Annotated in this window: 20 protein-coding genes and 1 pseudogene; 17 read left to right on the top strand and 4 right to left on the bottom strand. The window is 33.2% G+C overall.

Annotated features, from left to right (window positions below; translation table 11 throughout):
- Positions 1–19: 19 nt before the first annotated feature.
- From V7056_RS06740 to V7056_RS06770, 7 genes are all read left to right on the top strand, one after another.
- Entirely contained in the window at positions 20–637 is a 618-nt protein-coding gene (locus V7056_RS06740; protein WP_499700455.1) for a TetR/AcrR family transcriptional regulator, read from the top strand.
- 299 nt (positions 638–936) lie between these two features.
- The gene (locus V7056_RS06745; RefSeq protein ID WP_499700457.1) at positions 937–1,992 is read left to right on the top strand and encodes a GerAB/ArcD/ProY family transporter; all 1,056 of its coding nucleotides are present in this window, start codon (positions 937–939) and stop codon (positions 1,990–1,992) included.
- Positions 1,982–2,293 carry a Ger(x)C family spore germination protein gene (locus V7056_RS06750; protein WP_499700459.1) on the top strand — a complete coding sequence of 104 codons (312 nt, stop codon included), beginning with the start codon at positions 1,982–1,984 and terminating at the stop codon, positions 2,291–2,293. The genes V7056_RS06745 and V7056_RS06750 overlap by 11 nt, the downstream gene beginning before the upstream one ends.
- Before the next feature lie 36 nt (positions 2,294–2,329).
- Positions 2,330–3,034: a Ger(x)C family spore germination C-terminal domain-containing protein gene (locus V7056_RS06755; RefSeq protein WP_499700461.1), complete on the top strand. Its 705-nt coding sequence runs from the start codon at positions 2,330–2,332 to the stop codon at positions 3,032–3,034.
- 230 nt (positions 3,035–3,264) lie between these two features.
- Positions 3,265–4,383, top strand: coding sequence for a GerAB/ArcD/ProY family transporter (locus V7056_RS06760; protein ID WP_499700462.1), 1,119 nt, complete (start codon positions 3,265–3,267; stop codon positions 4,381–4,383).
- 602 nt (positions 4,384–4,985) lie between these two features.
- Positions 4,986–8,504, top strand: coding sequence for a S8 family serine peptidase (locus tag V7056_RS06765; protein ID WP_499700464.1), 3,519 nt, complete (start codon positions 4,986–4,988; stop codon positions 8,502–8,504).
- 759 nt (positions 8,505–9,263) lie between these two features.
- A complete protein-coding gene (locus V7056_RS06770) occupies positions 9,264–10,022 on the top strand; it encodes a metallophosphoesterase (RefSeq protein WP_499700466.1) in 759 nt (252 codons plus the stop codon).
- A 57-nt stretch (positions 10,023–10,079) separates the two neighbouring features.
- On the opposite strand, the gene V7056_RS06775 is transcribed toward V7056_RS06770, so the two are convergent.
- Positions 10,080–10,661: a LysE family transporter gene (locus V7056_RS06775; RefSeq protein ID WP_499700468.1), complete on the bottom strand. Its 582-nt coding sequence runs from the start codon at positions 10,659–10,661 to the stop codon at positions 10,080–10,082.
- 116 nt (positions 10,662–10,777) lie between these two features.
- Between V7056_RS06775 and V7056_RS06780 the strand changes: the two genes are divergently transcribed.
- Positions 10,778–11,332, top strand: a complete 555-nt coding sequence (locus V7056_RS06780; RefSeq protein ID WP_499700469.1) for a helix-turn-helix domain-containing protein — start codon at positions 10,778–10,780, stop codon at positions 11,330–11,332.
- A gap of 33 nt (positions 11,333–11,365) precedes the next feature.
- Here the strand turns inward: V7056_RS06780 and V7056_RS06785 are convergent, their stop codons facing one another.
- The gene (locus tag V7056_RS06785; protein WP_088003923.1) at positions 11,366–11,539 is read right to left on the bottom strand and encodes an asparagine synthase; all 174 of its coding nucleotides are present in this window, start codon (positions 11,537–11,539) and stop codon (positions 11,366–11,368) included.
- A 302-nt stretch (positions 11,540–11,841) separates the two neighbouring features.
- Here V7056_RS06785 and bcbE point away from each other — a divergent pair, with 302 nt between their 5' ends.
- The 5 genes from bcbE (at position 11,842) to V7056_RS06810 (ending at position 17,591) form a co-directional block, all read left to right on the top strand.
- Positions 11,842–13,080 carry a bacillibactin exporter BcbE gene (gene bcbE / locus V7056_RS06790; RefSeq protein ID WP_499700471.1) on the top strand — a complete coding sequence of 413 codons (1,239 nt, stop codon included), beginning with the start codon at positions 11,842–11,844 and terminating at the stop codon, positions 13,078–13,080.
- A 224-nt stretch (positions 13,081–13,304) separates the two neighbouring features.
- Positions 13,305–14,657, top strand: coding sequence for an Nramp family divalent metal transporter (locus tag V7056_RS06795; protein WP_499700473.1), 1,353 nt, complete (start codon positions 13,305–13,307; stop codon positions 14,655–14,657).
- Between the two features lie 374 nt (positions 14,658–15,031).
- A complete protein-coding gene (locus V7056_RS06800; RefSeq protein WP_499700475.1) occupies positions 15,032–16,399 on the top strand; it encodes an alkaline phosphatase in 1,368 nt (455 codons plus the stop codon).
- 89 nt (positions 16,400–16,488) lie between these two features.
- Positions 16,489–17,172 (top strand): DUF4352 domain-containing protein, encoded by a 684-nt coding sequence (locus V7056_RS06805; RefSeq protein WP_499700477.1) that lies wholly within the window; start codon positions 16,489–16,491, stop codon positions 17,170–17,172.
- Between the two features lie 122 nt (positions 17,173–17,294).
- Positions 17,295–17,591, top strand: coding sequence for a cupin domain-containing protein (locus tag V7056_RS06810; protein ID WP_499700479.1), 297 nt, complete (start codon positions 17,295–17,297; stop codon positions 17,589–17,591).
- Between the two features lie 60 nt (positions 17,592–17,651).
- Here the strand turns inward: V7056_RS06810 and V7056_RS06815 are convergent, their stop codons facing one another.
- Entirely contained in the window at positions 17,652–18,020 is a 369-nt protein-coding gene (locus V7056_RS06815; RefSeq protein WP_499700480.1) for a winged helix-turn-helix transcriptional regulator, read from the bottom strand.
- Positions 18,021–18,462: 442 nt separating this feature from the next.
- On the opposite strand from V7056_RS06815, the gene V7056_RS06820 reads away from it, so the two are divergent.
- The 4 genes and pseudogenes from V7056_RS06820 to V7056_RS06835 all read left to right on the top strand — a co-directional run bounded on the left by V7056_RS06820 (position 18,463) and on the right by V7056_RS06835 (position 22,563).
- Positions 18,463–19,683: an MFS transporter gene (locus V7056_RS06820; protein ID WP_499700481.1), complete on the top strand. Its 1,221-nt coding sequence runs from the start codon at positions 18,463–18,465 to the stop codon at positions 19,681–19,683.
- A 31-nt stretch (positions 19,684–19,714) separates the two neighbouring features.
- Positions 19,715–20,673, top strand: a pseudogene (locus V7056_RS06825) (LLM class oxidoreductase).
- Between the two features lie 13 nt (positions 20,674–20,686).
- Positions 20,687–21,526, top strand: coding sequence for an aldo/keto reductase (locus V7056_RS06830; protein ID WP_499700482.1), 840 nt, complete (start codon positions 20,687–20,689; stop codon positions 21,524–21,526).
- A gap of 281 nt (positions 21,527–21,807) precedes the next feature.
- The gene (locus V7056_RS06835; protein ID WP_499700484.1) at positions 21,808–22,563 is read left to right on the top strand and encodes an SDR family NAD(P)-dependent oxidoreductase; all 756 of its coding nucleotides are present in this window, start codon (positions 21,808–21,810) and stop codon (positions 22,561–22,563) included.
- A 238-nt stretch (positions 22,564–22,801) separates the two neighbouring features.
- Here V7056_RS06835 and V7056_RS06840 read toward each other — a convergent pair whose 3' ends face one another.
- Positions 22,802–22,957, bottom strand: coding sequence for a glycine zipper domain-containing protein (locus V7056_RS06840; protein WP_499700486.1), 156 nt, complete (start codon positions 22,955–22,957; stop codon positions 22,802–22,804).
- Positions 22,958–23,128: the final 171 nt, after the last annotated feature.

The raw sequence follows: 23,128 nt of genomic DNA on the forward strand, positions 1-23,128 counted from the left end.
TAGTTAGGAGAGAAGTACCTTGCGACAATCTAATCGACCATTAGGGCGACCTCATATGAGCAATCAAAAAAAACCTACTAAAGTAATTATTTTAGAGAATGCAGTAAAGCTTTTTCTAAAAAGAGGATACCAACTCGTCTCAATGGATGATGTTGCGAAAGAATGTGACGTGACGAAAGCGACGGTATATTATTATTACTCAACAAAGGCTGAACTTTTCACCGATGCAATGGTGCAAATGATGATCAGAATAAGTGACCGAATTAAAGAAATCTTATCGATAGAAAGACCATTAAAAGATAATTTATTAGAAATTGTAAAAATTCATTTACAAGCCACTTTTGATATTGACCTGAAAACGTTTATAAAAGATGCAAAAGTTTCATTAACAGATGAGCAAATGATTCAGATGAATGTAGCAGAAGAGAAAATGTATGAAGTGATTGAAATTGCAATTGAAAATGCTATGAATAAAGGTGAAATTCCACAGGGAAATTCAAAATTCGCAACTCATGCGTTCTTTGCAATTTTAAAAGTAGGAAATGTTAGAGATATGAATAATCATTCGATCATCAATTCAATAGATGAAATGGCAAATGAAATCGTGAACTTTTTTTGGAGAGGTTTAAGTGTGTAAACCAACCTATAAAAATTAGTGCTAGCAGTTACTAAATTAAAAACTATGGTGAAATAAAATTAATAGATAGATATAAATCAGACTAGGGACAATGAAATTAATAAATGAACTAAGAATAATTGTCTCAATTAAAACTTAATAACTTAGAAAAAGAGGCTATCAGTAAACATTCGTTTACCATAGCCTCTTTTTATTTACACTATTGAATCTATCTTTGGGCACTTCAACAATTATTGGTAAAGATGTGTCTTTAACAGGATGGAGTGATATGGATATTATTCAACATCCGAATTAACAATATGCACATCAAACGTCGGTTCAATCGTCATGCGAGGATAGTCTTTGCGCCAGTCATTTATGCTTTAGCAAAAACAGCTCATTGGGAAGTTGTCTTGTGTCAGGCTCTTCTGCAATTATTATTAATTTGGATCTACTTTAAAGGATTAAACTTTTTTCCTGAAAAAGATGTCATTGATATTTATTTAATAATGGGGAGATGGTCTTCATTTGTCATTTTGACCCCATTTATAATCAATCTTGTTACGTTATTTGCACTTAATATTCGATTGCATACAGAAGTCATAATTTCTAAATTTTTGCCGCGGACTCCCTATTGGTCAATCATGATCCTGTTACTTTTTATTTCAATTTATAGAGCGATAAAAGGTTTAGGCACGATTTTACGATCCTTGGTATTCATTTTCTTAATCGTTATTCCTTTAGTGTTACTTAATATTTTTACTTCTGTTGTCAATTTTGATGTCCATAATGTTCCGCCAAGCTTGCATTTACCTCACAAGTTTTTGTTTAATATTAAATTTCTCTACCTTTTAGGCTTTTCGTCATTTATATTTTTGGGTTTTATTTCATCCAACACAAAATTAAAGTTCCGGCATCTCTTTGTTCCGTGGGTTAGTATAACGTTGTTCTTTTTAACTGTAGTTTATATACCACTATTTATATTTGGACAAGAAGCGGTTGTTACGTTGACCAACCCTTTTGTCGAAGCTATGGACTCAGTAGACATAAGTTGGTTTTCATTCAACAGACAAGCGATATTCTTTGGGGTATCTTTAGTGGGTTTAGTAATACTGACTAATTCTGTTTTGCTATGGATGATTGGACGAATCATACAGAAAATTTTTAAACGCCAGACTGCGGAATTATCTTACTGGATGATTGCAATCTCAATTATCGCATTTATTTTATCAATATTTATTCCAAACAAATCTTTGATTGAAAAATACTTTTTGTGGAGTACAAGTGCTCAAGCTTTTTTTATTATTGTTATTCCACTTACTATATTTATATATGGTTTCTTAGCGAAAAGAGGCGTGTTCGGTTATGAAAAATAATAAAATATTTAAATTATTGATTATGATCATGTCAACAATTTTTCTCTGTGGATGCTGGGATATTAAAGATATAAATAAGCGCTCCCTTCCCTTGGTTATGGGGATCTCTAAGGAAGTTGGTGAAGAATATAAATTAACCTTACAAATTCCTATACTAGAAAATGAGAATCAAATATCAAAAGTCGTAACAGGTAAAGGCAATACCGTTGCAAGTATACTTGGACAAATTCGTACGAACTCTGAAGATGCCGTTGATTACTCACAAATTAGATTGATCGTTATACAAAGTAATTTAGCATAAAGTGAAAAGGAATTTAAGGAGCTAATAAAGTTCTTAATGGTTTCAAAAGAAATTCCGTCAAGAGCGTTAGTAGCCATTACAGATGAGAGTGTAGAGAAGGTATTAGCAAACATAAACGAAAAATTAGGTGTCCAAGCTACTTCGATATATGATTTTTTTAATAAAGGTGGAGGTTGGGCACCGGAGATGTTTAGTATCCCTATTTGGGAAGTCTATCGAAGTACATTTTTATATACTAAAGATATAGCTGTTCCGGTTGTTCGTTCTGGCAAAGATACAGTATTAATCTTTGAAGGTTCTGATATTTTGAAGAAAGGAAGCATTATTGAAAGAATCAGCCCGCATGAAAGTCAATTAATCAAAGTGTTCCAAAACAAAAATGAAAAAGGAAAAATAGAAAGTTTAGGATTTGCTAGTATTATGGTAACCAACAGTACAATCCAAAATAAAACTTCGATGAAAAATAAAAAGCCGTTTTTGTCTAGCGACTTAAAATTAAAAATGTATATTTTAGAAAGAGAGGAGGGAATTACAGACAAAAGAATTAGAAAAGAACTTGAAATGCTTATTGAAAAGAGAGTTTACAATATACTTAAAAAAACACAGGGAAGGAACACAGATATATTTGGATTTGGCCAACAATTTCAACATATGCTTTCTTACAATGAATTAAAAAATTGGCGGAATGAATATTATCCCAAACTGAAAGTGATTTTTAAAGTTCGTGCCAATATGGAGTAATGTACGACTTTTTAGATCCTTGTATTCTTTTATAAATTCGATTGTTAGCTTAGTAAATTATGAAATTAATGAAGGACTATTCAGAATGATCGACTGCTGTAAGATATTCTTTTTCATGTGCCTATTTTAGATCGAGCGCATCTAAGTTAACCATTGTAGCTCATAATGTTGGTAATGTTAGGTAATAATAAACGTTATGTTACACATCTCTCCTAAAAGAAGGTAATGAAATGAATAGGAAGATATTAATAAGTGGCTTTCAATTTTTTTGTACGATGTTTTTGTTCGAGGTTGGTACTGCATCTCTTGTTGCTCTTGCACCGAGAGCTAAACAAGATGCATGGATTGGTTTATTACTTTCTCTTATTTTAGGATGTATATTATATTACTTGTATACTAAATTATTTGAAATAAATCCAGATATCCCGTTTACCGAGAATGTTCAAATTATATTAGGAGAGTATGCTGGAAAAATTGTAGTACTCACATATATTATTTATTTTATCTATATGTCTTCACTCATTTTACGGAAATTTGAAGAACTATTGGTCATGACACTATTTAGCTCATCATCCTTAATTTTGATTGGTATATTAATGTTGTTTTTAATTATGTATGGACTTAATAAAGGGATTGAAACAATTGTTCGTACAAATGAAGTTATTTTTGTTTTAATCATGCTAATTATTGTATTAATCATTTCCTTTGAGTTTGTCGCTAAAGTGTACAATTTTAATAATTTCAGACCGGTTTTAGAAAATGGATGGACTCCGATTATTAAGGCAGCTATTCCACAAGGATTAACCTTACCATTTGGTGAAGTTATTACATTTATTATGTTGATGCCATATTTAAGTAAGAAAGAAAAAGCATTAAAAGTTGGCATGCCTGCTTTGATCTTTTCAGGTTTAATCTTACTGATTTTCACACTGAAAAATATAGCGATATTAGGAGTTCCTGTTTTAGAGAGAACCTTTTTTCCACTTTTAACAGCGATCAGTTATATAAATATTGTTAATTTTCTTCAAAGATTAGATGTTTTTATTGTAATCTTTATGGTTTGTGGAGGCTTCGCAAAAATTACGGTTTTTTTCTATTGTGCAGTTTCAGGATCTGCAGACATATTTAATGTAAAGAAAAGTGAACAATTAATTTATCCAATCGGTGTAATCATTCTACTAAGCTCACTTTGGCTTGCGCCGAATATCGTTGAAAATGACAGAGAAAGGTTAGAAATCATACCTTACTATCTACATATACCATTTCAAATTATTATACCGATTTGTTTATTAGTAATTGCTCTCATACAAAGACGCTTTAAAGAAGACGAAATACAAGTTAAAAAATAAACTATTCTTATCATTAGACTTTTTTAATAAAATTGTTCCCTTTTGGAATTGGAAAGATAAACTCATCAACACGCATTCATAAGGCAACAATTATACAAAACAGTCAGTCAGTCATTAAAATTTAAATATATATAAGAGAGGCTAGTATAAAAATTTTTACGAAAGCCTCTTTCTTTTTGAAGTTTTTTAAAGGCTAACCATAATATTCTTATATCCTGCCAAATCGTAACCACGAATAGGAAAATCCACTTATTTTACAATCTCCAATTATGTCACTCATTCTAAAGAACAGGATTTTTATGTCACTTTTGCCATAAATAACCCAATTTAATTTTTATATTTCAGTTCTTTCCTACTACATTACACTAGATTTCTCGTTATTGATCTTTATTAATGACTCGTTCTATCTCAACTCGTATGATAAAAGTCCCTTAGAATAACCCAATATGATTATGGTTAGAAGACAATTATAATTTCATTAAATTCTGTAATTAAAAATGTTAATTTCCGAGATGTTTTTAAGTATTGAATTGTTTTTCTATTTGATCTTAATAGATTAATAGAATGATATGTCTTAATAGAAAATGATGAGGAGAGAAGAAATGAAAAAAAGAACACGTTTTCCTTATAGGGTAATTGCAACTACCACTTTAGTAACAACGCTATTAACGACAACAATTTTTGCAGAAGAAAAGGAAGTTAAACAAGAGCAGGCTCCAAGTATAGAAGAAATAGTAAGACAAGGTCAAAAGATTCTTATTGATGAGCAAAATCAAAGTGCTGATGCATCGGTAGATAAATTACGTTATTCAGAGTTGAAAGAAAAGGGACAAACAACGCCTTATAAGCCAAATGAGAAGGTGCGTGTCATTGTTGAAGTAGAGCAGCCAGAAGTATTAGAGAAAAGTGAGAAAAGTAAAAAGGTAAAATTTAAGGAAAAGCAGGATCAAGTAATCTCAGAGATTTCGAAAGGTTCTAAGCATAAAGTAAAACAGCGTTTCTATGAGGGATTTAATGGATTTAGCGTGGAAACTGAGTTCCAGAATGTAAAAGATATTCAATCAACATCAGGTGTTACGAATGTTCATATTGCTAGGACATTCCAACCTTCAATGGGGGCAAGTAAGGAATTGGTACAAGCACAAAAGGTTTGGGAAGAGTATGGCTACGAGGGTGAAGGAATGCTTGTGGCGATCGTTGATTCAGGATTAGATTACACACATAAAGATATGACGTTAACAGAAAAAGGGAAAGCCAAAGAAAAGTGGACTGAAAAAGGGATTCAAGACAAATTAGCTGATACCGAAGTAAATGAGACATGGTATAGCGACAAAGTTCCAACTGGATATGACTGGGCTGACGGGGATACAGATGTCATTCCACGTGGTCAAAATGGCAGTCCTCATGGTATGCATGTTGCAGGTACTGTTGGTGCAAATGGTGACGAAATGTCCGACGGTGTAAAAGGTGTTGCGCCAGGAGTGCAGTTATTAGCTGAAAAAGTATTCTCCGATAATGGTGGGGGTGCTTATGAGGATGATATAATTGCTGGAATTGAGCACGCGGTAACCATGGGAGCAGATGTAATTAATATGAGTTTAGGTTCTGATGCGGGTTTTGTTGGTGAGGAAAATGATCCAATTCAAAAAACAATCAGAGAAGCAACAGAGCAGGGTACACTTGTTGTTGTAGCAGGTGGGAACTCTTCTTACAGTACAAAAAATAATTTAATACAATCTTCATTACAACCATATGCAGAAAATCCAGATATCGGTACAGTTGGGGAACCAGGAGTAAGCCCATTTGCTGTATCAGTAGCATCCTATGAAAATACGAAAATACATATGAGTGCTTTAGTTGATGAGAATGGTGTGCAGTTACCTTATCAAGATCAAACACAATTTAACTTTAAGCTTTCTAAAGTATTAACTCCATCAGAGCAATATGAAATGGTTTTTGTAGGAGAAGGACGTACTGCAGATTTTACGGGCAAAAATGTGACAGGAAAGATTGTCGTTGCGAAGCCGAGTCAAAAATACGGAACATATTCCTATATTCAATCGGAAGCAAAAAAGAAAGGTGCAAAAGCTGTCATTTTAGTTCCACCTAGTGATGAAATTGATTATCCATTTGTTTATTTTAGTCCGATCTTAACACCGGCGGTAACAACAAGTAAAGAGATTGGGAATGCTCTCATTTCTAAATTAACTAGTGGACATACTGTAAAGGTGCAACTGTCGAAAGGCACTTATGTTGAAAATCCAGAAAAAAATACAATATCAGATTTTTCATCCTATGGAACGCCACATACGTTAGATTTTAAACCAGAGTTATCTGCACCAGGGGGCAATATCTATTCAACGGTACCAGGAAATGAATATGAGATTATGAGTGGAACATCAATGGCAACACCTCATGTAGCTGGAGGTTCAGCATTATTATTGGAAGCATTATATGATAAAGGCTTAACTCACTCAAAAGCAACTGCTTTAAAAGCAAAAATTGCCTTAATGAATACCGCAAAAGTTGTACAAGATCCGCGTACGAACAGTAAAGTACCATATTCACCACGTCTGCAGGGTTCTGGCTTAATGCAAATTCAAAATGCAATCAAAACACCTGTAATTGTGTCAAATAAAAATGCATCGCTAGAGCAAGCGGGTGCAGTTGCATTAAAAGAAATCAATGAAGGTACCGCCCACTTCAAATTAAATGTAGAAGCGCTAAATAACATTGGAGTCAAAGATCTAGAATACTCAGTCTATGTTGACGTACTGACAGATGGCAAAGAGACAAAAGAATTTGACTTAGACAATGATGGAACAATCGATTCAAAAGAATATTTAACATTAAAAAGTGAAAGATTGGTTGGTGCTTCTGCAAGTGTAAATGGAGAAACAGTCATGTTTTCACAGGGGAAAAAATTAAAAATTAAACCTGGACAGGAAAAAAATCTTGATGTACAAATTAAGCTGCCTAGTAATTTAGATAAAGGAACATTCGTTGAGGGCTTTGTACGTTTAGTACCTACTGGGGAAAATAGTGCTTCTGCAGTACCGTTAACAGTGCCTTATATGGGGTACTATGGAGAATGGGATCAACCACAAAACATTGATCCTGTTGCTTGGGATAAAGATGCATTCTTAGGATATACAGTACTTTGGAATGATGAAGTTGGTTCTGAAGGAACATTCCCACTTGGTTATGACCCAAGAACAGGAAAGTTTGATTTGAGTCGTATCGTTATTTCACCTAATGCTGCTTTACCGGGTGTATTTCCAACATTTACAGCACTTCGTAATTTAAAGGAAACTGAAATGTATGTAGAGAATGTAAAAGGTGAAAAGATTCAATACCTTGGTAATTTTAGTGAATACACTGGAAGTCCATGGAAGTTCCGTAAAAATATTATGTCATTCCGAGACTATATGATTGGTGGCTATTTATGGGATGTAAAAGACAATAATGGTCAAGTCGTCAAGGATGGAACTTACAACTATGTAATCAAAACGACACTTGATTATAAGGATGCAAAACCACAAATTGTGAAAATTCCTGTCAAAGTAGATTCTATCGCTCCTGTAGTAACAGATATTCAAGTACAGCCTAAGGATGACAAATATGAAATATCATTTAAAGCTACGGACAATGAAAATGGTAGTGGATATAACGGCGCTATCATTTGGTATAACGGGAAGTATAAGCCTTTGCAACCTGGACAAACAAGTACTCTTGTAAATGAAGAGCCTAAGAGTGTGGTAGTATTGGGTACCGACTATGCCTTAAATCATGGTTACACAGTTTGGGGCGATCCATCTTATATTAATGATGAAATGCTAGTTAGTTATTTCAGTGTTTATCCAAATAAAAATGTAAGCTCAAGTAACCCAGCAAGTATTAATGGATTTGCGAGCAATCGTGTAAATTGGAAGGTTTTAATTAAAGACGAGAGTGGAAAATTGATAGATTCACTAATTGTTGAAAATGAAACTGAAATCCATTTAAAATGGACTCCAGAAGAAGATGTTCCAGAAGGTACTTACACAGTATCAGCTGAAGTTGAAAATAAACAAGGCTTTAAAGTAACAACGAAATCAACAACAATAAATATAGTGAAATAGGATAATGTTTTTGAAGATGCATCTTACGATAAGTGGGGTGCATTTTTCTTTGTCAGTATTCATGGTAAATATGGTAAAATAAACAAAAATTCAACATTTCAAGAAACTGACGGGACATCATGAAACTAAAAATATCTATGCTTACGATATTTATTTTTCATTAAAATGGGGTGTTTTTGGCTTACTATTAAATTTAGATCTGTATATAAGCTACAAAATTTTTAAACCTCTCATGGAAACTGACCCAAAGGGATGGGAAAACCTATTTTTAGTCATTCTACCATTAACGCAATTTATCATATTATACATATTAGTTGTCGGTAAAATTGATAAAAAATGGTTTGATTCCAAGTGGGTTGCCATTAGAATGTTTGAACGCTACCTTAATGTATTGTAGTGAAAACGGGCGGGTGATCAATCTGAAGAGACTGTTAGAATTTATAAAAAATGCATTGCTTGATATACTTTCTGCAATGAAAGGTTATGTTTATGGTTTTTTTCTAGTTGCCGCAATCATATTATTAGGTACAGGTGTTTTCTATCTATTTTTGTATGTTAAAAATGTTCTAATATAGACTGACTCTTTACAAAAGAGTCTTTTTTATTTTGTCTGTTTTTTACACTATTTAAGTTTGGTTTAGTTCATGACAACTCCAGGATGCCTCCTTTCAGTGGGGCGAGAGCTGAGGACCGGATTGCGACCATCCGACATTTAATATATTGGTCATTCAACTTTTCAACTTTTTAGGAGGTCAAGGGATGTTTTACTTAATACTAATACTTTCATCATTCTGTATGATTCTTTTATTTTACATGTATAAAGAAGCGCATTTAAATATCATTAGGAAGCATGAATTTACATTTTCAAATACAATGCTCGATAAACCGTTAAGAATTTTCTTTATTTCAGACATACATAGGAGATTGATTCATCCGAATATGTTTCAAAAATTGAAAGATGAAGTTGACTTAGTGATTATTGGTGGGGATTTACTTGAAAAAGGCGTGCCCTTCCATAGGGTTGAAAGTAATATCGCAACATTAAGAAGTCTTGGTCCAATTTACTTTGTATGGGGAAATAATGATCAAGAAAACGGACTAAATGAATTAATGGGTATTTTCGAGAAATTTGACGTCTGTATTTTAAAAAATGATGCAACGCTTATGAAGCATCAACATACCGAGTGGACATTAATTGGTGTAGATGATTTGAATACTGGTCATATCGATATCAATCATGCGCTTCATGATAAAAAGGAAACAGGATTTAAATTATTAGTTAGTCATAATCCAAGCGTAATGGAACTGATACAGCCCGAGCATAAGATAACTTTAGTACTGAGTGGGCACACACATGGTGGACAGATTCGCATTTTAGGCTTTGGTCCTTATGAAAAAGGCAAAGTACACATTCAAAATGGTATAACCCAAATCATTAGCAATGGATATGGCACAACGGGTATCCCGCTTAGATTAGGTGCAAAGCCTGAGACTCATTATATAGTCATAAAAGGTTAATAAATAAAGGAAAAAGGCAAAGTATATTGAATACTTGCCTTTTTTGTTTGATAAATATCAATGAATAATTGAAACGGCAGTATAAACTAACAATAAAGCCATAACAATATTGAACTGTTTCCTGTATGTTGATAAAAACTTTTGAAAGACCGACCCAAAAGCACTCCAACAAACAGTGCTAACGAAACCGACAAATGCTAGAAAAAACGAGGCAAGAATTAAACTGAAGTTCGTTTTGTAATACGGAATAATAAATGATGAGACAGCTGTTAAGCCGTAAATCAGTCCTTTTGGGTTAATAAATTGCAATATCATCCCTGTAAAAAAAGTACTAGTTTTTCCAGCGTCACTGTTCGATTGATTAGCGCTGCTTTTCATAATCTTATAAGCTAAATACAACATATAAACAAAGCCGAAAATAGTCAGGAATAGTTCAATTTTTGGGATAAAAGAATGTAGTATCAAATTAAAATAGCTACATATCAACATGGTAATAAAGAATCCAACTCCTACACCAACGCAAAATCTAATCGATTTTTTGAAGCCGTTTCGATTCGCAAAGATCATTGCCATAATATTATTTGGTCCCGGGGTAAATGAAGCTACAAAAACAAAAAGTAAAAATGATAGAACTGGCATAAAAATCTCTCCCTTATTATGTTATAATGTTCAAAATGGTCTATATAACGTATTGTATTTTATACTATACATTATGGACACTATAACGCACAACAAAAAGTTAGGAGTTTTTCTAAATGGAAGAGCTAAATTTAATCATTGCAAAAAATTTGAAAAGTCATAGAGAGAAAAAAAAGTTGAGTTTGGAAAAAGTTGCAGAATTAACTGGTGTAAGTAAGACAATGATTGGACAAATAGAAAGAGGAGAATCTAGCCCAACAATTACGACACTTTGGAAAATCGCAAATGGTTTAAAAATATCATTTACTTCATTAATTGAAAATCCACAACCGGAAGCAAGGGTGATTCGTAAAAATGAAATACATGCCTTGACGGAGGATAATGGAAAATACAGAGTATATCCATTTTTCCCTTTTGACGAAAAAAGAAGATTTGAAGTATATTCAGCTGAGTTAGAAAAAGGCGGAATATTAAATGCAAGTCCACATGGAATCGATACTGAGGAGTTCATTACAGTTTTTGAAGGGGAACTGACTTTGACTGTTAATGATACTGAACATATTATAGGAGCCGGAGATTCAATCCAGTTTAAAGCAGATCGTGAACACACTTATTTTAATTCTGGAGAAACATTAACACGCTTAAATATGGTTATTTACTATCCGGTTTAAACGAAAAGGAGAACAAAAATGTTCTCCTTTTTTCTAACTTCGATGTTCTACAAGGTCAATTGCACCTAAGACAATGTGGGCTAAACCGAAACCAAAAACGGTGTTTGCAATCATTTTGTTAGACCCACGCTTTTGCTTTAGTGCATAACCAGTCGCTGTAACAGCTGATCCAAGTACCGTTGGGATGAGTCCTTCACGAATGTTCAAGATAAAATCCCTCCACATCGAAATTAGTAGGTGAGTCATCACCATATCATTAATATTATCTATCGTGAACAGTAATATGTAATAAGGAAAACCGGGTATTACAATTTTTGTTATGTAAGTATACCTTCCTGATTCTAAACATCGTACAAATTATAAAAAGTTTGGGAGTTATATCCATTTCTTACGTTTTTCAATGTCATGAACTTGATTGGAAAATTATTTAAACTGTAAGAAGGAAGGATTAGGGTAAAGTAATTGTATTGCAGGTAATGTGTATTTGTTTAGAATGTGGTGGAGGAATTATGGATAAAAAACAAAAAATGAGTTTGTGGGCACTCTCCAGTGTCCCTTTGGTAATGACCTTAGGAAATTCAATGCTGATTCCTGTCCTACCAAAAATTGAAAAACAACTAGGCATAACGGGATTTAAAGTATCCATGATTATAACTGTTTATTCAATTTTTGCGATACTTCTCATACCAATTGCTGGCTATTTGTCCGATAAGTGGGGAAGAAAAAAAGTAATTATACCTAGCTTACTGATTGCAGGATTAGGTGGCGTACTAACAGGTTGGGCATCTTGGAAAATGGAAAATCCTTTCCTTTGGATCATAATTGGACGAATCATACAAGGTATCGGTTCTGCTGGTGCTATGCCAGTTGTTATTCCTTGTGTTGGAGATATGTTTAAAGATGAAAAAGAGGTAAGTTGTGGCTTAGGGCTAGTTGAAACATCTAACACCTTTGGGAAAGTACTAAGTCCTATCTTAGGTTCTGTTCTTGCGTCCGTTGTTTGGTTTTTACCATTTTTTGCAATCCCAATTCTATGTGCGATTGCCATCATCTTCATATCAATTTTTGTAAAACAACCAAAACAAAAAAAGAAACAAAAGGTAAAATCAGTAAAAAAGTTTGTTCGATCAATAAGGAAGATTTTAAAACGAAATGGACGCTGGCTTTATACAATTTTCATTTTAGGTGCCATTATCATGTTTATTTTATTTGGCATGCTTTTTTATCTTTCATCAATATTAGAAAATCGTTACCAAATACACGGTGTTATGAAGGGGTTAGTATTAGCCATTCCTTTAGCGGCCTTATCACTTACATCTTATGTGACAGGAAAAAAAATTGGTGATCAGAAAACGATCATGAAAAGATGTATTTACATTGGATTCATCATAGTTAGTCTGTCTTTTCTCATACCGCTATTTTCAAAAAACATCTTTTTGCTGATTTTAAATCTTATTTTTTGCGGAATTGGAATTGGATTATCCTTACCAAGCTTGGATTCATTAGTAACGGAAGGAATTGAAAAAGAAGAAAGAGGAACAATTACTTCTTTATATAGTTCATTGCGTTTTGTTGGTGTTGCAGCGGGACCGCCTGCCTTTGCATACTTAATGAAAGGTCCAGATAATTATATGATGATTTTATCGTTGATACTTGGTATTGTAGGTGCATTTATCGCAATTAAATATATAAATCCTAAGGACGAGGACCAAGATATAACTCCTCAAAGACACGTAAAACATAGATAGGAAATTCGAAAAACACCACTTCTTAAGAGTGGTGTTTTTATATAGATTTTTTCTGTATAAATAACAGCTAAAAAACTAATAAATTTCTTCAAACATTAAAAAACTATAATAATTCATTTTTCTATTTCAAATAAGAACTATTATGTTAAAATCAGCATATAATTTAAAATCTTTCCCTAGGGAAAAACTATTAGACTTATTCAATAAAATAGGTGGTGGGAAACTTGTCAGAAAAAGCACAGGAAAAATCTAATTATGACGATTCAGGTTGGAGAAGGGAAAAAACACAACCAAGTTTACAAGAAGTGCATCGATCGCTACCGATTCCAAAAAAAGCGAGTTCTTTAAGAAAGTTTATGGCTTTTGCTGGTCCTGGTTATTTAGTGGCAGTGGGTTATATGGACCCAGGGAATTGGGCTACATCTTTGGCGGGCGGATCTGCGTTTAACTATACACTTTTATCAGTCATACTTATTTCGAATATGATGGCAATTATTTTACAATCACTATCTGCTAAATTAGGTATTGTAACTGGAAGAGATTTAGCTCAAGCCTGTCGAGATCACTTTAGTAAACCTGTTTCGTTTGTTTTATGGTTACTATGTGAGGCTGCCATTGCGGCTTGTGACTTAGCAGAGCTAATAGGATCGGCCATCGCTTTAAATTTATTATTCGATATACCTTTGTTTTATGGTATTTGTTTAACGGCATTTGATGTTTTACTTGTATTACTATTGCAAAATAAAGGTTTTCGTTATATTGAAGCACTTGTTATCTCATTAATTATTTTAATTACTGGTTGTTTTATATTTGAATTAACAATGTCACAGCCAGATATAAAAGCAGTATTTAATGGGTTCATTCCTAGCTCGCAAATTATTACCGACCCAAAAATGTTATACATTTCTTTAGGTATTTTAGGAGCAACTGTCATGCCACATAATTTATACCTTCACTCTTCTATTGTACAGACAAGAAAATTTGAAGTGTCTAATGAAGGTAAAAAAGAAGCGATTAAGTATGCAACGATTGATTCTACAGTAGCTTTAATGATCGCATTGTTCGTAAATGCAGCAATCTTAATATTAGCTGCTTCGACATTTTTTAAGACAGGGCATACTGCAGTAGCATCAATTGAAGATGCATTTCAATTACTTACACCATTATTAGGTACCACTCTAGCGAGTACATTTTTTGGTTTAGCATTACTAGCTTCTGGTCAAAACTCAACACTTACAGGAACGATAGCTGGCCAAATCGTAATGGAAGGATTCTTGAATATTAAATTATCACCTTGGTTAAGACGACTAATTACACGTCTAATTGCCATAACACCAGCCTTAATTGTAACGTATCTCTATGGTGCAAAAGGAACAACCGATTTATTAATATTGAGTCAGGTTATTCTTTCATTACAATTATCATTCGCAGTTATACCACTGGTCATGTTTACAAGTGATGCAAAGAAAATGGGTCCATTTGTTAATAGGGGTTGGCTAAAAGTAGTTGCATGGATTATCGCAGCTGTAATTGCACTATTAAATGCCTACTTGCTTTGGGCAACATTTTTCAACTAAATAACACAAACTTTCAAGTTTATAGCAAAAAAGATTGAAAGCATGTAGTTTCATACATGAGCTCAATCTTTTTTTATTTACAAAGAAAAGATGAGACTTTAGCGAAAAGTATTTTAAATGTTAATGAATTGTTAATTATTGATGCGAATATTAATGTTTATTAAATAATGCCTTAAAGGAAAAGAGATTTGGAAACCTAAGTTATACTTCATATTTTGCTTATTTTTCGTATTTTCTAATATTAAAATCTTTTAATTTTTTACCTCATCTACATATTCTTTTATTTACTGTTTACATCAGTTAAACAACAGATTAATAAATCTTAGTTACTGTTAAATAGTAAATAAATTAAAAATGTATGGGAGGTTTTTCTTTTGTTAAAGAATACACTTAAAAAGAAATTAATACCGGTGGCTGTACTTTCTACAATTACAGCTGGTGCTTTGATTGGGTCATTTGCTAATAATGAAGTGCAAGCAAAAGAAGTAACAAAGAAAAGCGAAATTAGAAATGTAATCTTTTTAATTGGCGATGGAATGGGCGTTTCATATACTTCTGCCTATCGTTATTTAAAGGACAACCCTGCTACAAAAGTAGTAGAGCAAACAGAATTTGACCATTATCTTGTTGGGCAACAAATGACATATCCCGAAGATCCTGCACAAAACGTAACAGATTCTGCAGCTGCGGCAACTGCAATGTCAGCTGGGGTTAAGACATATAATGCTGCAATTGGTGTGGATAATGACGGCTCTACTGTCAAGACAGTACTTGAAGCTGCAAAAGAAAAAGGAAAATCAACAGGTCTAGTAGCTACTTCAGAAATAACTCATGCCACTCCTGCTTCTTATGGCGCACATGATGTAAGTCGTAAAAACATGAATGCAATTGCTGATGATTACTATGATGAAATGATTAAAGGCGGTCATAAAATTGATGTCATGCTGGGCGGTGGTTTATCTAACTTTGTACGAGCTGACCGTGACTTAACGAAGGAATTCCAGAAAGATGGGTTTTCTTATGTTACAAATAAACAAGATATGTTAAAAGATAAAAATTCGAAAATGTTAGGATTATTTGCACCTGGTGGAATGCCTAAGATGATGGATCGTGAGGCAACAATGCCTTCATTAAGAGACATGACAAATACTGCAATTAATAAACTAGTAAAAGATAGAGACGGTTTCTTCTTAATGGTAGAAGGTAGCCAAATTGACTGGGCTGGTCATGATAATGATATTGTAGCTGCAATGAGTGAGATGCAAGACTTCGAAGAGGCTTTTAAAACTGCGATTGCATTTGCGAAAAAGGACAAACATACATTAGTTGTTGCAACAGCTGACCATTCTACTGGTGGTTATTCAGTTGGTGCAAAAGGGGACTATAACTGGTTTGGTGCACCAATTTCTGCTGCTAAACGTACGCCTGATTTTATGGCAGAACAAATTGTAAAAGGTGCGGATGTAGAACAAACGCTTAAATCATATATTGATCTTCCTTTAAAGCCAGAAGAGATTCAGTCAGTTAAAGCAGCTGCACAAAAGAAGGACTTAGTAACAATCGATAATGCAATTGAAACAATTTTTGATAGTCGCTCTGTAACAGGTTGGACAACAGGCGGACACACTGGTGAGGACGTAAACGTATATGCATATGGACCTGGTAGTCAGTACTTTGCTGGGAAAATCGATAATACAGACCAAGCAAAAAATATCTTTTCGATCTTAAAGAATGGCAAATAGGAAAATTTGAATAGTGTTCCCATTGAATGTTGTGTTTGATGGGAACTCTTTTACTTTAATGAATCGTAATGGATGAAGGGGGATTTTCAGTGAAAAAGTATATTCCACTTTTACTGAGTATTATGTTGTTATCTGCATGTAGTGATATGCAAAAAGCTAATAATGGCGATGTGAAAACCGAAAGCCAACAGACAAAAATTGCATCTAATATAGAAAAAAATAGAGCCAAATCTTTAAGTGATATTTATGTATCTAACCCACAAGTTTCTGATGATACAAATTTGTTAAAGGTAGGACAAAAGTTAAAAGATGAAAAAGGAGAAATAACGTTGCTAGGAAAAGCATCTCTGAATAAGACATTTACGATTGGTTCTGTTGAAATGAAAATTAAAAATGTTAAGCTCATACAAAACTCTCCAACCTATTCTTTGATGGATTATTTTCATTACTACACTGAGAATTATGAGAACTTCCAATTTGTAAAGGTAGAGGTTGAACTAGTGAACAATTCAGATGAAAAAGTAAACTTTGGACCAGTGTCCCATCTAAAAACAAGCAATAATGAAGTAAAAGCATTTCATGATGACTTCTATATTGAATATTTAGGTGGAGAAATTGAGCCAAATGCTTCAAAACAAGGTGCTTTAGGGTTTATTGTAGAAAAAACAACCCCAAGTCTTGAGTGGTTAGAACTGACGACAAGTGATGTATTAGATTCAAACAAAAAAGTAGTTGGTAAGGCACAAAAAATTAAAGTTAATCTAGATAAATAGAAAAGAGATCGCCTTGGCATAGTTGCATAAACTTGACATAGGCTTTCTCTTTTTTTATGTTTGGACTAAGTGTTTTAATCGCAATACATAAGTGGAAAATACTAAATTAGGGGATAAATTGAATGAGAATAACGAATATCTTTGAATTGGGTTCAGCTTTAGAAGTAGACAAGGATCATGTATTAAAAGAGTTCCAAAAAGGAAGTTTATTACTGATCAATCTTAAACCTCAAGAATATGCATACGAGCAGCATGATAATGTAGACGAAATGATTATTGCTTTTAAAGGAAGTTTTATCTTAGAGACTGAGTCAGAGGAAGTCATCATCCCTGAAGGATCAATGATTACTGTTCCAAGAGGTGTTAAGCATCGATTTGGGAAAGAAAGTGATGGTTTAATTTTAGTTGCATTCGGATAAATAACATAAGAAATGCCCCTATTATTGAAAAAGAAGGGGCTTTTTTATTTTGCACGTAATTTATACTGTTTCTTTTTCTTCTTCAACTGGTGAAAGCAGAACATCACATTTATTTGGATACTTCTTTTCAATATGAAGCTCTCCCCAACAACAAAGTAAGTCCAATACCTCTTTTAATGACCAACCATATTCAGTTAAAGAGTACTCAACTTTTGGCGGTACTTGATTAAATACTTCACGATTTACGATATTGTCTACTTGTAACTCTTTTAATTGTTGAGTTAGCATCTTTTGAGTGATATCTGGCATTAGTCTCTTTAATTCACTCGTCCTTTTTTTACCTTTCATTAAATGACAAAGTATTACAACTTTCCATTTGCCTCCAATAACATCTAATGAAGCTTCAACAGGAATGTTATATTTTTTCATACTGTTTCCTCCAAAAATGATCTACTTTTTCTATGTTTATTTTATTTCGTCAAAGTGATTTACATATCATAACACTGTATGTCTGACGTGTGTAGTTTTCTTTTTCATTATGAAAATTTCTTCAAGGAAAACACTTATAGTACTTAAATGTTACTAAAAAGTAACTATATCACTTGAAAGTGCATACTTCTTTTTTCTATAACTATCGCTCATAATGGCAAATGTGATCATCAATTTGAACACAAGATGTTTCTAGATCACCTGTTTAGCTTTATTTATACAATGGTTACTTTTTAGTACCTACAATACTTTTAAGTACGTACTTCTAATTATGATTCATTTGATTCATAATTGCGTATATCATCCGAGAACACATAATATCTGGCGCCGTGTTCTTTAGGTCATTTATTTCAAAATAAAATTTTATAAGGAGGATTCTTTTATGAGTTCAACTACTTCTACGATAAATATTCAAGAGAATAAAGGTGGAACTCCGGCTTTAATGGCTTTAGCTATAAGCGCATTTGGAATTGGTACCACTGAATTTGTTCCTGTAGGTCTTTTATCTACATTAGCTGATGATTTAAGTATTTCGATCACATTAGCTGGATTATTAATATCTGGATATGCAATGGGGGTTGCATTTGGTGCACCAATCATTACTGCTCTTACAAACAAAATGAGTAGAAAAACACTTTTAATGTTGTTAATGGTAATATTTATCGTCGGTAATAGTGTTGCAGCAATGTCAACAAGCTTTGGTTTGCTTCTAGTTGCTAGAATTATTACATCGTTTTCTCACGGAGTATTCTTTTCCATTGGTTCAACAATAGCTGCGGATTTGGTACCGGAGAATAAACGAGCAAGTGCGATTGCATTTATGTTCACAGGATTAACAGTAGCTACTGTTACCGGGGTTCCTTTAGGTACCTTCATTGGACAAAATTTTGGTTGGAGATCGACTTTTTGGGCAGTAGCGATATTAGGTCTAATTGCAATTATTGCAATCTCGATTCTTGTTCCTAAAACGTTAAAACAAGCTCCACCTTCAAAATTAAGTGATAACTTTAAAATATTAACAAATGGTCCGTTATTATTAGCTTTTTCAATTACGGCTTTAGGTTATGGCGGTACATTCGTTGCTTTCACATATTTAGCGCCAATTTTAGAAAAGGTTACAGGTTTTGCTCCTAGTTCGGTGAGTGTAATTTTATTAGTTTATGGGATTGCAGTTGCAATAGGTAATACTTTAGGAGGAAAAGCGGCAAATCGTAATCCGTTAAAAGCATTAACTTGGATGTTTGTTATTCAAGCAATTGTATTAGTGATATTAACGTTTACAGCACCGTTTAAAATCGTAGGTATTGTAACAATTTTCTTCTTAGGTTTATTAGCATTTATGAATGTTCCAGGACTTCAAATTTATGTCGTTCAATTAGCTGAAAAATATGTTCCATCAGCTGTTGATATCGCATCTGCTTTGAATATTGCAGCTTTTAATATTGGCATTGCAATTGGCGCATTTGTAGGTGGATTGATTGTTGATTCAATTGGGTTAATTCATACACCTTGGATTGGTGGAGTAATGGTATTTGGTGCTGTACTACTAAGTTTATGGAGTGCATCTTTAGAAAAAAGAAATAGTAGAAAATCAAATTCATGATATTTGAAATTAACGTTAGGATGTGAAGCTGATGAACAACTTTCATGATCATCATGCTTACCAACGTATGTATCAAGAGAATGAACTAACGCTCGGACTGCATATACCATTGGAAAATTACCAATTTCAATCACCTACAATGGAAAAACAAGTAGAGTTAGCTCAACTTGCAGAGAATTTTGGATTTTCAAGCTTATGGTTTCGTGATGTTCTACTGCAAGATCCCTCATTTGGGGATCCTGCAGCGGGACAAATTTATGATATGTTCATATATCTTACGTATCTTGCAAGCAAAACGAAAGAGATTGCGTTAGGAACGTCAGCTGTTGTTTTATCATTGAGACATCCGTTAAGAGTAGCGAAAGAGATTGCAACAATAGAAAACTTGTTTCCTGAAAGACTTATTATAGGTGTATCTTCTGGTGATCGAAGAGCAGATTTTATGGGACTGGGTATACTTCATGAGGATAGAGGAAATCGTTTTGTTGAGTCGTTTCAATATCTTCAAAATGTTTTATACAAGTATTTTCCAATTCTTCAATGGGAGCAATTAATGGAGCGAATCTAGTACCAAAACCAACAAAAAGAATTCCAACCATGATTACAGGATTTAGTCAACAAGATATGGAATGGTTTGCTGAACATGGAGATGGTTGGATGTATTATCCTAGGTCACCATTTCAACAAGAAGGAGCTATTTCGCATTGGCGAAGTCTAGTAAATCATTATCATCCCGGTACATTTAAACCTTTTACGCAACCGATGCACTTAGATTTATCGGAAAATCCAAACGAAGGTCCCACGCCAATCAGATTAGGTTATCGGATTGGTAGAAATGCATTAATTAATTTATTAGATATCTATAAAGAAATTGGGGTCAATCATCTATTCTTTGCGTTGTTTGACAGTCAAAGACCTGCTGAAGAAGTCATTCAAGAATTAGGTGAAGAAGTTCTTCCTCATTTTCCTACTTTAAAAACCAAATTATAAAGGAGAAATAAAAATGAATAATCTAAATAGTCGAGTGAAATTAAATAATGGAATTGAAATGCCAGTAGTTGGTTTAGGAGTATTCCAAGTTGAAGATGGACAAATTGTCATCGATTCTGTGAAAGCAGCTATTAAAAATGGCTATCGTAGTATTGATACTGCAGCGATTTACGGAAATGAAGAAGGAGTAGGACAAGGAATCAAAGAAGCAATCGTAGAAAATGGCATTAGCCGTGAAGATTTATTCATTACATCAAAAGTATGGAATGCTGACTTAGGCTACCAATCAACATTAGATGCTTTTGAACTAAGTTTAACGAAACTGGGTCTTGATTACTTAGATTTATATTTAATTCATTGGCCAGTTGAAGGCAAATATGTAGAATCATGGAAAGCTCTAGAAACACTTTATAAAACAGGAAAAGTTAAGGCAATTGGTATGAGTAACTTTCAAATTCATCATTTACAAGATGTACTGGAAATTGCAGAAATCAAACCAATGGTTAACCAAGTTGAATTACATCCTTTATTAAGTCAGGTAGAATTAAGAAACTTCTTAAAAGAAAACTCAATTCAAGTGGAAGCATGGGCTCCTCTAATGCAAGGACAGTTATTTGAAAATGAAACACTGATAAAAATAGCAAAAGTACATGATAAATCAATTGCACAAATCGTTTTACGTTGGCATTTACAAAACGAAATTGTGATCATTCCGAAGTCAGTTAAAGAGCACCGAATTCAAGAGAACGCGAATATTTTTGATTTTAAATTAACAGCTGAAGAAATGAAAACAATTGATGCTTTAAATCAAAATCACCGAGTAGGTCCAGACCCTGATAATTTTGATTTCTAATTTGAATGGAATAAAAAGTGGAGTGACCATTGGTCTGACTCCACTTTTTTCATGTATTGCTAATTTGGAGCGAATTATAATTGTTTTCTAATTTGTTTTATAGGTGGCCGTATTTTAAAATATAAGTAACAATCATATGTTGGTAATGAAAGAATTACAGTTAATAAAGCGCGACGTATTGATAACCAAACACGTGCTTACAATTTTAAAAGGTTGGTATCAAACGGATGATATCAGCCTTTTATGTTTAATGATATTAAGAAAAAGCGGAGGGTTATGAAATGGATATTGCAATTGTGACTGGCGCATCAAAAGGACTAGGGTTTGAAATATCGAAAACACTTGTACATTCTAACGTAGAGGTAATTGGCTTATCACGAAGTACCAATGATCATGTAGATTACTATGAAAAAATGAAAAATAATATATATACTCACCTTCAAATAAATCTTTGTAATAGGGAGGAAATCGAAACAATCTTTAAAGGAATCATTCAGAAATTGATTATGAAACAGCCTAAAAAAGTTTATATAATTAATAATGCCGGGATGGTTGAACCAATTGAACGATTAGGATTCTTAGATGCTAACTTGATTGAAAAAGCAGTACATCTAAACTACTTAGCACCTATGATTATTAATAATTTATTAATAAAGGAGTTAAGACCTTATAACATTGAAATCGTGATTGTAAATGTAACTTCAGGTGCTGCTGACCGTTCAATTCACGGATGGAGTGTATATAATAGTACAAAAGCGGCTATTAATATGCACACAAATGTTGCAGGACTTGAGCAAGAAAAGGATGATAAAACTCACAAGATTATTGGATTTAATCCTGGCATTATGGATACTGATATGCAATGTGTAATACGTGGAGCAAAAGAGGATGCATTTGCTGAGATTAACAAATTTTTGGATTATAAAAAGAATGGAGAATTACGATCACCTGAAGTAGTAAGTAAAGCATTGATTGATTTACTATTAAATGAAGAATTAATGAATGGTAATATTTATTCAATTAAAGACCTTATATAAAGATTTCTATTGAGCCATCTGACAAACAGTTAAACCAAGTAAGATGTCGATATAATTGTTAAAAAGTTTTTAATACAATGCTTTTTTTGAAGAAAAAAGGCATTTTTATGTTAAATGTAGAATAACTGTAATGAATCTACAGTATAATTAAAAACTTCTTTAATAGCGCTAACTGTAAAAAACGGGAGTGGAGGTAGGTTTGATCCTATTTTTACTCCCGTTTCTATTTTTTAGGTAATTATTTCTTTTTATAAATATAGCTAAATGCAGCACCCAAGACAACGCCAAATCCAATACCTAGTGATAGATTGTCAAAAGCAATTCCAAATGTGGCTCCTAGTGCGATACCTAGTGCAATGTATTTGCCACTAGACTGCCAGTTTTGTCTAGACATTAAATCACTCCAATCCTACACCATTAAATAATTGCTCAACAAGTAGTCAATTATCTATAATAGATGTGAAAATACCTATTCATAAGACTTAAGTCTTACAAAAATTCATGCTAAGGTTCATTTCAACATGTTAAATACACTCTATAATATATTATAACAACGATACTGACA

The organism is Bacillus sp. JJ664, assembly GCF_036962205.1.
Lineage (GTDB): Bacteria > Bacillota > Bacilli > Bacillales > Bacillaceae_G > Gottfriedia.